We start from the raw sequence: 12,714 nt of genomic DNA on the forward strand, positions 1-12,714 counted from the left end.
CAGGCGGTGCCGTTGGTTGTCCAGCGCGCGAGGGTGGTCTTTGGACTTGTCTTGGAAATAGATTTTCGGGCGGCGAGATGGATTGCCCGGAAAAGCCGGGCAATGACGGTGGAGGGGTCGGAGCGAGGTCTTTCGCGGAAGGCTCACCTGACCCTTGCTGGTCTACCCCTCTCGACCTGCACCAGGCCTCCCCCTGGGAGGGGGAGGGGTTAGGCTGGTGGGTGGGAGAACCTCGGTGCCTCAAGCGTAGGCTGGTGGGGCACGAGGCGATGGGGGTGGGATGGGATGTGTCGCTTTTGTGAGCGCTTTAAGCGGTCGATGTGTGATGCCAAATTCTTGCAATTGCTGGCGTGATGGATAGGGGTGGGGGATGGTTCGATTTCTGCACAGTTCTGATCTTCACCTGGGAAAACGCTTCGGGAATTATTCCGAGGATTTGCGCGGGCGGCTGCGGGAAGCGCGGCACGGAGTGCTGGGGCGGCTCGCCGAGGCGGCGCGGCGGGAGGGTGCGACAGCGATCCTTCTCGCGGGCGACAGTTTTGATACCGAAACCCCCGCAGAAGCCGTGTTGCGCCAGGCACTGGCCGAAATGGGTCGGCATGGCGATCTCAGCTGGATTGTCCTGCCGGGCAACCACGACAGCCTGCAGGCCGACCAGCTGTGGGACGGCGTGCGCGGCGCTGCGCCGGCCAATGTGACACTGGCGCTGGCCAATGCGCCGATTGCGCTGGGCGCAGAAGCGGTGGTGCTGCCTTCGCCCTGCACGACGCGGCGGCCGGGGCGCGACCTCACCGATTGGATGGATGGGGCGGCCTCGAGCGAGGGCGTGGTGCGCATCGGGCTGGCACATGGACCGATCCAGACATTTTCCGAAGATGGCGTGGCCGGCGACGTGATCGCGCCCGATCGGGCGAAGCGGGCTGGGCTCGATTATCTGGCGCTGGGGGACTGGCATGGGCAGATCGCGGTCAATGAGCGGACCTATTATAGCGGATCGCCCGAGCCGGATCGGTTCAAACACGAGCGGCCGGGGCAGGCGCTGCTGGTGAGCCTCGCCGCTCCCGGGGCGGTGCCGGAGGTGCGGGGACTGGATGTCGGGCAGTTCTCCTGGCGCACGCTGACGCTTGATCTTCTGGCGGGAGAAGACGGGGTGGCGTTGCTGCAGGGGCTGTTGCCGGGAGAGGCGCGGCGCGAGGCGCTTTTGCGGATCGTGCTGCGGGGACGCACGGGGCTCGCGGCGCGCAGCCAGTTCATCGCGGCGATCAAGGCCGTGGCGCCGGAGTTCGCGCATCTTGAAACAGACGATGGGGAACTCGTGACCCAGAGCGAAGTGGGCGACCTTGATCGGATCGATCATGCGGGGGCCCTCAGGGTTGCGGCCGATGGCCTGCTTGAAGAGAGCAGTGACGCGTCGCGGTCCGAAGAGGAGCGGGATATCGCGGCGGCGGCGCTGGTGCGGCTGTTTTCCTATTGCGAAGAGGTCGGGCCATGAAGCTCACGGCACTGCGGCTGCACAATGTGCGCCGCTTCGGCGGGCGGGGTGTGGCCATTGAAGGCATTGGGGCTGGGGTCAATGTGCTCTCGGCGGCCAATGAACACGGCAAGTCGACGGCATTCGAGGCGCTGCACGCGCTGTTTTTCCAGCCGCACAGCGGGACCGGCAAGGCGGTGCAATCGCTGCGGCCCTATAGCGGCGGCAATCCGCTGGTTGAAGCCGATATCGTCAGTGGGGAGGGCCGGTTTCGGCTGACCAAGCAGTTTTATGGCGGCAAACGCGCCAGTGTGACCGATCTCGGTACCGGGCGGTTGATCGCTCAGGCCGATGAGGCGGAAGCCTTTATTGCGGAGCTGACGCGGGGAGGGGCCGGGGGACCGGCGGGCCTCTTGTGGGTGCGGCAGGGGCTGACCGGCATCGAGCAGCGCAGCAAGGGCGAGGAAGAGGGCGAGCGGCGGGTGCGCGAGACGCTGCTCACCTCGGTGCAGGGCGAGGTGGAAGCGCTGACCGGCGGGCGGCGCATGGCCAAGATATTGGCGGCCTGCGAGGCGGAGCTGGCGCCGTTGGTGACGGCGACGGGGCGGCCGAAGGCGGGCGGGCGGTTTGCCATTGCCCTTGAAGAGCTTGAGCGTCTGTCGGCGGAAGAGGCGCGGCTGGCGGTGGAAATGACGGCCTTGCGCGATGCGCTCGAGCGCCGCCGGGCCACGCGGCAGCGGTTGGCCGAAGTGGACAATGCCGAAGAAAAGGCGCGGCGTCGCAGCGATACACTGGCCGCCGAGGCGGCTTATGAGGCGGCGCGGCGGCATGGCGCGGCGCTGAAGACGGCCGAGGCGGAAGCGGATCTGGCGCGGCACCGATACGAGGAGGCCCAAAAGGCGCTGGCCGAGTTTGAGGCGGCGCTGAAGCGTGCGGCAGAGCTGGCGGGACGGCGAGAGCAGGCGCTGGAGCGGCGGGATGCAGCATTGGCGCGGCGCGACGCTGCGCGCGCCGACAATGAGGCGGCGCAGGCTGCCATGGACGCGGCCCATGCCGAAGAGCAGGAGCAGCGTGCGCTGCTGGGCCGGCTGGACGCGGCGATCAAGGCGCGCGACGCGGCCGAGCATGTTTCGCGCCTGCGCCAGCAGCTGGAAAAGGCAGAGGCGCAGCGGGCGCTGGTGGAGGCCGAAGAGGCGGCGTTCGCGGCGCTCGATATTGCCGCGCCGAAAGTGCGGCAGCTGGAGCAGGTCGACCTCGACCTGCGGCACCGGAGGGCGTCGCGCGAAGCGACATTGCCCAGCTTCAGGATCGACTATCTCGCGGGCGCCGAGGGGCGCATCCGGCAGGGCGGTGCTGGGGTCGAGGGCGACAAGGCGCACGGCTTTGCTGCAAGTACGCAACTTGAAATCGACGGTGTCGGTACGCTGACGCTGGGGGCAGGGGCCGAGCGCGACGATGGCGGGCTCGCAGCGCTTGAGGAACAGCACGCGCGCCTGCTCGCGGCACTGGGCGTGGATAGCCTGGCCGCAGCGCAGACACGGCTTGCCGCGGCGCAGGAAAAGGCCGCAGCGGTAAAGTTGGCGCGGCAGCGGTTTGCCGATCTGGCGCCCGAGGGGCTGGGGCCATTGCAGAGCGAGATTGCCCGGTTGGCGGCTGCACAGGGCGATGCGCTGGAGATCAAGGGCGATCCGCAGGCGGCACGGGAGGCGGTGGCCCTGGCGGCAGCGCGGGTGGCGGCAACGCGAAATGCAGCCCGCGAGCTGGCGCCGCGCATCGAGCAAGCCGGCAATGGCGTGGTCGAGGCCGAGACAGCGCTCGCAGCCATCGATGGCGAGTGGGCGGCGCTGGAGGGTTTCCTGGGGCCGGTCGACCTGCGCGCAGAGCGGCTTGAGGGTCTTCGCGAGCGGGAACGGGTTTCGCGCGCGGCACTGGAGCTGGCGCAGGGAGAGTTGGAAAAGCTGCGGCCGCTGGCGCAGGATGTTTCCGCCGCCGAGGCGAGTCTGAGCCGGGTGCGGTCGATCGAGACGGCTGCCAATCAGGAAATGGCGCAGCTCAATGTGGCGCTGGCCGATCTCAACGGGCAGATCTCTACCCGCTCAAGCGATGCGGTGGAAGAGAATCTGCAGGAAGTGCGCGAGCAGCTGGAGGCGGCGCGTGCCAGCGTGGCGCGGTTCCGCACCGAGGTCGCGGTGCTCGAGCGGTTGCGCAAGGAACTGGTCTCCGCCCGTTCGGCTGCGCGGGACCTTTATCTCAAGCCGGTGGTGAGCGAGCTTTTGCCCATGCTGGGCCTGCTGTTCGACGATATCGACATTGTCTTTGATGAAGACACGCTGTTGCCCCAGACGGTGCGGCGCAATGGGCTCGACGAGGATGTGGATCGGCTCAGCGGCGGGATGCGCGAACAATTGTCCATCCTGACGCGGCTGGCCTTTGCGCGGCTTCTCGCACGGGACGGGCGGGCGGCGCCGGTGATCCTTGATGATGCGCTGGTCTATTCGGATGACGACCGGATCGAGCGGATGTTCGATGCGCTGCACCGGCAGGCACGGGACCAGCAGATCCTGGTGTTTTCCTGCCGCCAGCGGGCGTTTGCGCGGCTGGGTGGCAATGTGCTGCAGATGGTGGACTGGACGCCGGGGGCTTAGGCCCGGCGTCCAGCGCATATGATGCTAGGCGGCGCGGCTGAAACGCGCCGTCGGGCGCTTGCTCGAGCCGAAGAGTTCGATCAGGCCTTCGAGTTCGTGGGCCTGGCCATTGGTCTGCTCGATGGCGGCGTTGGTTTCTTCAACGAGAGCCGCGTTGTGGTGGGTCATCTCGTCCATTTCGAGCACCGCAGCCGAGGCATCCTCGATGGATTCGGCCTGCGCGCGGCTAGAGCGGGAAATTTCCGCAAGCATTTCGCTGTTTTCGCGCACGAGATCGAGCATGGAGGCGAGACGGTCTGCGGCTTCCTGCACGAGGGCGGAGCCAGAGGTGACTTCGCGGGCGCTCTTGTCGATGAGGCCCTTGATGTCTTCAGCGGCCGAGGCGGAGGACTGGGCGAGGCGCCGGACTTCGACGGCCACCACGGCAAAACCCTTGCCCGCGTCGCCGGCCCGGGCGGCTTCGACCGACGCATTGAGCGCCAGCAGATTGGTCTGGAAGGAGATGTCATCCATCATGGTGACGATCTTGGAGATCATCGCCGAGGAGGAGGAGATCTGTTCCATGGCGCGGGTGGCGTTGACCATGACCTCGCGGCCGTCTTCGGCGACGAGACGCGCCGCCTGAGCCTTTTCGCTGGCGCTCTGGGCGCGCGAAGCGGTGTCGGTGACGGTGCTGGCGAGGCTGCTCATGGTCGCGCTGGTGCGCTCGATGGTCGAGGCCTGCCGCGTGGTGCGATCGGCCAGATCGTTGATGCCAGCAAGGATTTCGCCGGTGGCGGTGCGCAGCGAGCGCGAGGTGTCGCGCAGCTGGTCGACGACCGAGGCGAGCTTGTCGCCGACGGCATTGGTGTCGTCCTTGAGCTGGAGGAACGCGCCCTGATACTGGCCCTCGACGCGGTGGTCGAGATCGGCATTGGCAAGGGCCGAGAGCACCTTGCCGGTTTCGCCGATGCCGCGATCGACGGTTTCGACGAAGAGATTGATGCTGTGGGCGAGGGCGTTGAGCTCGGGATCGGGGAAGCGCGGCGCAACGCGGCGGGAGAAATCGCCGGCCACAGCCGCATCCACGACGGCGCCAAACGACTGCTGGAGTTCAGCCATGAGCGCCGGGCGATCGGCCAGACGCTCGACAGCGGTATTGATGGTGCCGGCGCTCTTGAGGTGGGCGCCGCGCAGCCCCTCGGGGCGGATCTTGCGATAGAACCGGCCTTCGCTGGCGGCGGTCATGGCAAGGGCGGCCTCGCGGACAAAGGCGTCGTTGATGTCGATGACGCTGTTGACGGCGTGGCCCGCGACCAGGGTTTCGCCCGAAGCGCGGGTGAGGTCGATGCGGCCTTCAAAATTGCCGCCGACAATATTGGCGCTGACGCCGCGCAGCTGGCCGAGAAAGGCGCGCAGGTTCCTCAGGCCGACCAGCACAAAGGCGGCCAGCAGCAGCTGCACGCCCGAAATGGCCAGCAGCACAGGAACAGGGAACCCCAGCACGACGCCGGCGGCGGCAATGATCGAGCTCGCAGCCAAAATGAAGCCGCAGGCAAAAGTCCTAGAGGGAGAAAACAAAGCGGTCATAATCCATGCCGATGTTCTGGAGTGTGCTGTTGAGCCGTGCATAACCGGCGTGCATGCCCTGTTTGGCGTTCTTGACGCTCTGTTCTTCTGCCAGCAATTCGGCATAGAGCGTCGAAATCCGGGCGACTGCGGCTGGATCTGGCTTGCGACGATTGGAATGATAGCCGCACAGCTTGCCGGAAGGGTCATAGCTGGGCGTCACATGGGCGAGGACCCAGTAGTGATTGTTGGATTTGCTGCGGTTGACCACATAGGCGAAGATTTCCTCGCCGGACTGGATCTTCTCCCACAGGAGCTGGAAGACGCTGCGGGGCATGGCCCGGCTGCGGATCACCGAATGGGGCCTGCCAATTGTTTCCGCCAGGGTGAGCTCGGCCATCCTCAGAAACGTATCATTGGCGTAGGTGATGTGACCTTTGAGATCGGTCTTGCTGACAATGAGGTCGTCCGCCCCCATAACGCGTTCCTTGCCCTCCACCGGTAACACTAAACTTCTCCCACCCCGAAAAAATTTGCCTAAATGCAACGGAGGGAAGCTACGAAATGGGCTCTAAGAAGTGATTAATCATTAGGCAATTTCGGGGCAGTATGTAGCACGTCCGCGCAGGGTATTCGCGGTGTGCTGGTCGGGCCGAAGTCTTGGCGCTATGATCGGGCAGGGTGTTGCGTGAGGGGGCTATGCGCGCGTCTCTATTTCTAGTTTTCGTATTGGCGCTTTGCCTTGCGGCCTGTCGGGAACCGGAGGCGCGCGTCATCGAAGGCGGGCCGACGATGAGCGAGGCCCTTGGCGCGGTGCTCAGCAATGGGCGGATTGTGTCGCGCAATGTATCGGACGCCGATCTGAGCAATGTCCGACTTGAGGCGAGCCGTTGCGTGCACATGCCCAGGGGCGAGATCAGTTGTCAGGTGCGGCTGTATTCGCTGGGACGGGGGTGGTCTGCGCCGACGCCGGGCCGATTTGTCCCGGGCCACAGCGGCTGGAGCTTTGTGTTCTAGTCGAGACGACCCGTCAGCTGCCGGGCACGCTAAAGGCCGCGCGGGCCTTGTTCACCGCCTCGCGGGTGACGCAGCCCTCGGCGTGATCATTGACCAGCCCCATGGCCTGCATGAAGGCAAAGACAGTCGTTGGTCCGACGAATTTCCATCCCCGCTTCTTGAGGTCCTTTGAGAGGGCAATGGAGGCAGGGGAGGTGCTGGCGGTCTGTGGCGCGCTCTCGAGCGGCGCCTCGTATCGCCAGACATAGGCGGCAAGCGAGCCCTCGCTGGCGATAAGCTCCTCTGCGCGCTGGGCATTGTTGATGACTGCTTCGATCTTGCCGCGGTGGCGGACAATGCCCGCGTCGGCAAGGAGGCGATCAACATCGGCCGGGCCAAAGCGGGCGACCTTGGCGATGTCGAATCCGGCGAAACCGGCGCGAAACGCCTCGCGCTTGTTCAGAATGGTGCGCCAGCTGAGGCCGGACTGAAAGGCTTCGAGGCTGAGCTTTTCAAAGAGTTTCTGGTCGCTGGCGACGGGAAAACCCCATTCGCTGTCATGATAGGGCAAAAATTCCGGCGCGCCGCCGCACCATTGGCACCGCGGCGCGGCATCGGGCCCTAGGAAGAGGCTCATCAGGGTGTCCCTCAGGAATCGGATTGTCTGTTGCCGATGATGCGGCAAAGCAGCGGATGCGAATAGTGGGGCAGGCGGCGCAGCTCATGGGAACTGGCCGGCTGGGCGCGTCGCGCGGTGGCCCTGGAGAGGCTGGTGTGGTGGTGAGCGGGGATCGATGTCATTCTGCGCAAAACTTCGCACAGGCAATTGCCAGCCCGGACGCGTTTGGATAGGTTGCGCCCATTCAGCCGGGGTAAACGCCCCGCGCCCACGGATGCACCCGTAGCTCAGCTGGATAGAGCGCTGCCCTCCGAAGGCAGAGGTCGTGAGTTCGAATCTCGCCGGGTGCGCCATTCTCGGGCAAAAGTGGGTACCATTGCCCGCGCGAAATCATCCCCATCTGAAACAGCTTTTAGAAGCTGGCCCTTGGATCCGCAGATGCGGATAGTGTCCTTGCCGATTGTGACCTTGCTGACGAACATGTGCAGCCATGTCCGGCGGAAAGACGGATCGGCATCGCGAAGCGGTCGGCGGATATTGGAGGAAAAGCGCCGCACCAGGGCGGGAGAGAGTTCGGCTTTGGCACTCCGGCGCTGGTGCAGAACCTCGAGGTTGGCGTTACCTTCGCGAATCTGCAGTTTGGCCAGATCGACCCGCGCCTTGAATTTTGGGTCCCGCACTTCGGCCACACCGGCCTCGACGGCATCGTAGAGACGGTCGAGCCGAGACCGAGATTCGGCAATCGCCACACGCTGGCGGTCAATTTCGGCTTCCAGCTGCTGGCGCGTATCGTCAGTCCGGTCGGTCATGGCTTCAAGGATGGCGGTAAGGCGCTCAGGCGCGAACACCTCGTCTTCTATAGCCTTGATGACCAGTTCATCGACCTTGTCCATGCGGATGGAATGGCCGCAACCAGTGCCTTCGGTGGCGCTCTTGGCGCAGGTGAGGTATTTGTATTGCCCGCCCTTGCCTGTGCGCAGCATCATGCCGCGCCCGCATTTCTCGCAGACGGCAATGCCGGTCAGGAGCGTCGGACCGGTGACGACGCGCGGGGCGGTCTTTCTGGGATTGCGCGCCTGAAGGGTGCGCTGGACGGCGTCGAAGGTTTCCTGATCGACAATGAGGGGCACGTCCATCTTGATCCACTCGGATGGCGGGCGTTCCTTCCGAGTCCGGCTGTCGATGCGATTGTAGTAGTGAATGCCGATATAGGCTTCATTCTTGAGGATACGCTCGACAGAGGCGGTGTAGAAGGCCTTGCCGCGGTAGCGATAGCCCTTGGTGTTGAGATGGGTGGTAATGGCCTTGATGCCCATCGGGCCGCCGCCTTCGTGTCCGTGAAGGCACAGGCGGAATACCATGTTGACGATGGTGGCCTCTTCCTCGTTAATTTCGAGGACCTTCTTTTCCTTGCGGCGCAGGACCAGGGCGACCTTGGTGCGATAGCCGAACGGCGGGGCTGAGCCATTCCAATAGCCTTCCTCGGCATTGGCCATCATCATGTCGCAGACGATGCCGGCATTGACCTCGCTCTGGTGGCCATCGAAGGCAGCGAGGATCGTTTCCATCAATTCGCCATGGGGGCCTTCGGGAATATCCTGGGTCGCCGAGACCAGACGCACACCAGCTTCCTTTAACTTTTCCTTGTAATTCAGATACTGCCTGGCATTCCGGAAGAAGCGGCTGAATGCATAGACGATGACGAGATCGATGCGGTTGGCCGGATCGCAGGCAAATTCGAGCATGCGCTTGAGTTCGGGCCGCCGATCTACACGTGCGGTGAGGCCAGGCTCGATAAAGGTCTCGACAAGATCGGCGTCTCGCAGCACGCAAGTGGCGTCGATCTTCTTGTCCTGCTCTTCGAGCGAAATCTGATGGTCGGCCTGGCGCTTGGTGCTGACACGGCAATAGCCAATAGCCCGAAGCCGTCCTGCGGAGGACTGCGGCTTGATCTGTCTAGCAACCACCATCGTCATCATCCTTTGCTGGGGCGAGCAGGTCGCTGGCCCAATGCAGATAGAGGTCGGCTTCGGCAATGGACACATCTGGCCCGATGTCGAAGGAGAGAATGACCGTCATGTCGGTGACGGCCTGCAATTTTGCGCCGGTGCACAGGCGCGCTTCTTTCTTTGCCGGCCTTTGCGTGCAATCCGCACATGGCGCCGGCGAGCCGGAGGGGTTCGACGCCATGAAGACCGTGGTGTCCCGCGCCAACCGGTGGCCTACGCATCAGGGATCGGCCACCGGCCGGCACGGGGAGTTTTCGGCACCTGCCCCTGAGCGGCATCCGGCGGATTGAGGCGATCAATTCGTGGATGCAGCTATAGGCTTGTGTGTTCCATACCAACCGGGATGGCGGACGCGGCGGGCGAGACGATGGGAGAGCCCGATCCGCTGGGAACCTTGGAAACCGGTCCGCCGGCGCCATCGGGATCCGGCTGGGGATCGGCCCGGCGGACCAGTGTATGGGCGTCCAGCACGCCGCACACCTCCAGCACCAGAATGTTGAGGCCGACCATGACCATGACGGCGCCGATCGGATCGGGGTGATCCGGCAATTCGGCAGTGATATCGCCAATGGTGGCACTGCCGGTTTCGTCGATGATGCTAAGAATCTGGATCTGGATGGAAGGCGAAACCAGCGCGTGCTGCACCAGCCCGTCAATCAGCGACGGCGCTTCGGTCTGGAAAGAATGCGGATAAGACTTGCCCGGCGCACCTGCGCCGGTAGAAGAAGAGTTAGCCATGTAAGCCTCGCTGTTATAGCAGTGAGATGCATGGTCAGGCTGGCGGAAGTTGGAGTGGACCCCGTTTCGCCGGACAGGCGGCGGTTGGGTTTAGGCACTGAGGCGCAGGAACTCGCGTGGTGAGCGATACTTGAGCCCGGAGTGCGGGTGGACCTCACAGTAATCGTCGATCCATTCGGGCAGCAAGGCCAGGATAGTCTCGGCGTCTGGGAGGATAACGGTTGAGGCGTAGTCCCTTTTCAGGGTTTTGACGAAGGCCTCAGACATGCCGTTGCTCTGTGGGCTTCGAACCGGGGTGAAGAGCAGGTCAATGCCCAGCGCCGCGGCCACTTGTGCGGTCTGCCTGGCGATATAGGCACTGCCATTGTCCGAGAGCCACTCTAGCCGGTGTGGGACCTTTAGGGCCTGGAAGCGGCGCTCGACGGCGGCGATCATCAGATCACAGACCATCTCGCCGGAGATGCCGGCATTGGCGACGGCCGACCAGGCGATGATCTCTCGGTCACAGGCGTCGATGACGAAGACGATGCGCACCACCTCGTTATTGCGGGCATGGATCTCCAGATGATCGGAGCACCAGCGGATATTAGAGCGCAGGGCAACGACGACGCCGTCGTGGGTGCGGGTGGGCCGCAGGGCAGTATGCTTTTGAAGGGTGAGCCCGTTCTGCTGCATGATCCTGAGGACCCGCTTGGTGTTGACGGTGGGCTTGCCCTCCTTGCGCCGCTGCCTGTTGAGCAATGCTGTCACACGGCGATAGCCATAAGTGGGTCGCTGGTCGATGATCGGGCGTAGCTCGGCAAGAAGGGCAACATCGTCCGGCTTGCGATAAGGTCCGCGCGGCTTGGATGGCTTGCTGGCGCGCTCGATCAGGTTGGACCTCGAGACGCCCAGAGTGCGGGCAATGACGCTCATTGGGTATCGTCCTCGGGATTGCTCCACGACAGCAAGGGCGAAGTCCGTTTTTTTGGGCGCGCGAGATCCAGGGCCTCCCTCAAGATCTCCGCTTCCATGGTCTTCTTGCCCAGCATGCGCTCGAGGTCACGCACGCGCTTTTCCAGATCGCGGACCTGGGAAGCGCCAACGACATCTTCATCGGCCTGAACGGCTGCGTGGCCGCCTTCAAGCATGCGGCGCTTCCAGGCGAAGAGCTGGGAAGGGGAAATGCCGGCGCGTCGTGCCACGTAGGAAACGCTCATGCCCGGCTGCATGGCTTCCTCCACCAACCGAACCTTCTCGGCCACTGACCAGCGCCGGCGGCGTTGCACGGAGGTGATGACTTCGACCCGTCGAAACGGCTCGTCGGAACTCTTGGACATAGTCGTACTCATAGGCGCATGCCTATGCCTTATCGGCTATGCCGCCTGTCCGGTCAAAATGGGGTGCGCTCCAGAAGTGTTGGAAGCGCTTCCGTCGGCCGCCTTTTGGAAGAAGGCGGTGCCGACCATATCGAGCCGTTTGGCACCGACGCTTTCGAAGATCAGGAACCGGTTCAAAAAAATCAAGTCGCCCGGCGATCGCATGGTTAACCGTCTGCAGGACCCTTGGATTCAACGCCCCAACCTATGAGCCCCGAACCGCCTCAAAGTCCGGTTTGCCACTGATTTTTGCCGATAAGCGGCCGCTGGTGACGACGCACCTGCGCAGCCATGCTTTTGAATTGTTCCTCAATCGCTGCCTGGATCTGGTCGTTTCGACCATCCTTATCGTGCTGCTCTCGCCTCTTTTGTTGGCGATAGCCGTGGCTGTCAAACTCGATTCGCCAGGGCCGGCGCTGTTTCGGCAGGAACGCGAAGGCTTTCTGCTGAACCGGTTTCGTATCCTGAAATTTCGCTCCTTGCACATCGATGCCGAGGACCGCTCGGGCATTGCTCAGGTCGAAGTCGGCGATGCGCGCGTGACCAAGGTGGGGCGCATCCTGCGGCGGACCTCGCTCGACGAATTACCGCAACTGATCAATATCTTTCTCGGGCAGATGAGCCTGGTGGGACCGCGTCCCCATGTGCCCGGGATGTGGGCGGCTAATCACCCTTATACGGTGCTGGTGTGTAAGCGCTGTCCCGATCACACGTCGGTGGCGTAGTTCCAAGGGAGCAGTTCACTGATCAGGCTCTGCTTGTGGTCGGCGACGATGGCGCCGAGGGTCACTGCCAGCCAAGCGTGTGGGTCGACGCCGTTCAGCTTGCAGGTTTCGATCAGCGAGGCGATGACGGCCCAGTTCTCTGCACCGGCGTCGTGGCCGGCAAAGAGCGCGTTCTTCCGGTTCAGCGCAATAGGACGGATGGTCCGCTCGACGGCATTGTTGTCGAGCTCGATGCGGCCATCATTCAGGAACAGCTCGAGCCCGGCCCAGTATTTGGCGACGTAGCTCAAGGCTTCCCCCAGCGGCGCTTTCGCTGAGACGCGGCCGCGATGGTGATCAAGCCATTCTCTTATCCGCGCCACGGCCGGTGCTGACCGCTCCTGGCGCACGGCGAGGCGGTCATCCGGACCCAGGCCTCGGATGTCGGCTTCAATGGCATAGAGCTTGCCGATGAGCCGCACACCCTCTTCCGCAATCGGGGCTATAGCGCGGCAATCTGGATGAGACGCCGTATTGCCTCATTTGGTGATGCTCCCGAATGGTGTTGCCGTTGCCTCATCAGAATATTCCCGGCAAAGGAGCTGCGGGCACTTCATTGTTCGGCG

At 63.8% G+C, this 12,714-nt stretch carries 12 protein-coding genes, 1 tRNA gene and 1 pseudogene; 6 read left to right on the forward strand and 8 right to left on the reverse strand.

Annotated features, from left to right (window positions below; translation table 11 throughout):
- Nucleotides 1-370 precede the first annotated feature (370 nt).
- Together NYQ88_RS04425 and NYQ88_RS04430 are read left to right on the forward strand one after the other, a co-directional pair.
- Entirely contained in the window at nt 371-1,492 is a 1,122-nt protein-coding gene (locus NYQ88_RS04425) for a metallophosphoesterase (protein ID WP_275653761.1), read from the forward strand.
- Nucleotides 1,489-4,116, forward strand: coding sequence for an AAA family ATPase (locus tag NYQ88_RS04430; protein ID WP_275653762.1), 2,628 nt, complete (start codon nt 1,489-1,491; stop codon nt 4,114-4,116). The genes NYQ88_RS04425 and NYQ88_RS04430 overlap by 4 nt, the downstream gene beginning before the upstream one ends.
- A gap of 24 nt (nt 4,117-4,140) precedes the next feature.
- On the opposite strand, the gene NYQ88_RS04435 is transcribed toward NYQ88_RS04430, so the two are convergent.
- Entirely contained in the window at nt 4,141-5,637 is a 1,497-nt protein-coding gene (locus NYQ88_RS04435; RefSeq protein ID WP_275653763.1) for a methyl-accepting chemotaxis protein, read from the reverse strand.
- A 22-nt stretch (nt 5,638-5,659) separates the two neighbouring features.
- Nucleotides 5,660-6,142 carry a PAS domain-containing protein gene (locus NYQ88_RS04440; RefSeq protein WP_275654841.1) on the reverse strand — a complete coding sequence of 161 codons (483 nt, stop codon included), beginning with the start codon at nt 6,140-6,142 and terminating at the stop codon, nt 5,660-5,662.
- Nucleotides 6,143-6,363: 221 nt separating this feature from the next.
- On the opposite strand from NYQ88_RS04440, the gene NYQ88_RS04445 reads away from it, so the two are divergent.
- Nucleotides 6,364-6,681, forward strand: a complete 318-nt coding sequence (locus NYQ88_RS04445) for a hypothetical protein (RefSeq protein WP_275653764.1) — start codon at nt 6,364-6,366, stop codon at nt 6,679-6,681.
- Between the two features lie 13 nt (nt 6,682-6,694).
- On the opposite strand, the gene NYQ88_RS04450 is transcribed toward NYQ88_RS04445, so the two are convergent.
- Nucleotides 6,695-7,297 carry a DNA-3-methyladenine glycosylase I gene (locus NYQ88_RS04450; RefSeq protein ID WP_275653765.1) on the reverse strand — a complete coding sequence of 201 codons (603 nt, stop codon included), beginning with the start codon at nt 7,295-7,297 and terminating at the stop codon, nt 6,695-6,697.
- Between the two features lie 258 nt (nt 7,298-7,555).
- Between NYQ88_RS04450 and NYQ88_RS04455 the strand changes: the two genes are divergently transcribed.
- Together NYQ88_RS04455 and NYQ88_RS04460 are read left to right on the forward strand one after the other, a co-directional pair.
- Nucleotides 7,556-7,632, forward strand: a tRNA-Arg gene (locus NYQ88_RS04455).
- Nucleotides 7,633-7,761: 129 nt separating this feature from the next.
- Nucleotides 7,762-8,742, forward strand: a complete 981-nt coding sequence (locus NYQ88_RS04460) for a hypothetical protein (RefSeq protein WP_275653766.1) — start codon at nt 7,762-7,764, stop codon at nt 8,740-8,742.
- A 493-nt stretch (nt 8,743-9,235) separates the two neighbouring features.
- Here NYQ88_RS04460 and NYQ88_RS04465 read toward each other — a convergent pair whose 3' ends face one another.
- From NYQ88_RS04465 to NYQ88_RS04480, 4 genes are all read right to left on the reverse strand, one after another.
- Nucleotides 9,236-9,469 carry a hypothetical protein gene (locus NYQ88_RS04465; protein ID WP_275653767.1) on the reverse strand — a complete coding sequence of 78 codons (234 nt, stop codon included), beginning with the start codon at nt 9,467-9,469 and terminating at the stop codon, nt 9,236-9,238.
- A 131-nt stretch (nt 9,470-9,600) separates the two neighbouring features.
- Nucleotides 9,601-10,026 carry a hypothetical protein gene (locus NYQ88_RS04470; protein WP_275653768.1) on the reverse strand — a complete coding sequence of 142 codons (426 nt, stop codon included), beginning with the start codon at nt 10,024-10,026 and terminating at the stop codon, nt 9,601-9,603.
- Nucleotides 10,027-10,116: 90 nt separating this feature from the next.
- A protein-coding gene (locus NYQ88_RS04475; RefSeq protein WP_275651365.1) for an IS3 family transposase occupies nt 10,117-11,345 on the reverse strand; the annotation gives its coding sequence in 2 pieces (ribosomal slippage) (nt 10,117-10,997 and nt 10,997-11,345; 1,230 coding nt in all).
- A gap of 36 nt (nt 11,346-11,381) precedes the next feature.
- Nucleotides 11,382-11,549: a hypothetical protein gene (locus tag NYQ88_RS04480; protein ID WP_275653769.1), complete on the reverse strand. Its 168-nt coding sequence runs from the start codon at nt 11,547-11,549 to the stop codon at nt 11,382-11,384.
- Nucleotides 11,550-11,620: 71 nt separating this feature from the next.
- Here NYQ88_RS04480 and NYQ88_RS04485 point away from each other — a divergent pair, with 71 nt between their 5' ends.
- Complete coding sequence (locus NYQ88_RS04485) at nt 11,621-12,109, forward strand: sugar transferase (protein ID WP_275653770.1); 489 nt, start codon at nt 11,621-11,623, stop codon at nt 12,107-12,109.
- Here NYQ88_RS04485 and NYQ88_RS04490 read toward each other — a convergent pair.
- A pseudogene (locus NYQ88_RS04490) lies at nt 12,091-12,591 on the reverse strand (transposase); the annotation flags it as partial. The gene NYQ88_RS04485 and the pseudogene NYQ88_RS04490 sit on opposite strands and share 19 nt — an antisense overlap.
- Between the last annotated feature and the right edge of the window lie 123 nt (nt 12,592-12,714).

Source organism: Devosia sp. SD17-2 (assembly GCF_029201565.1).
In the GTDB taxonomy this organism is placed as follows: domain Bacteria; phylum Pseudomonadota; class Alphaproteobacteria; order Rhizobiales; family Devosiaceae; genus Devosia.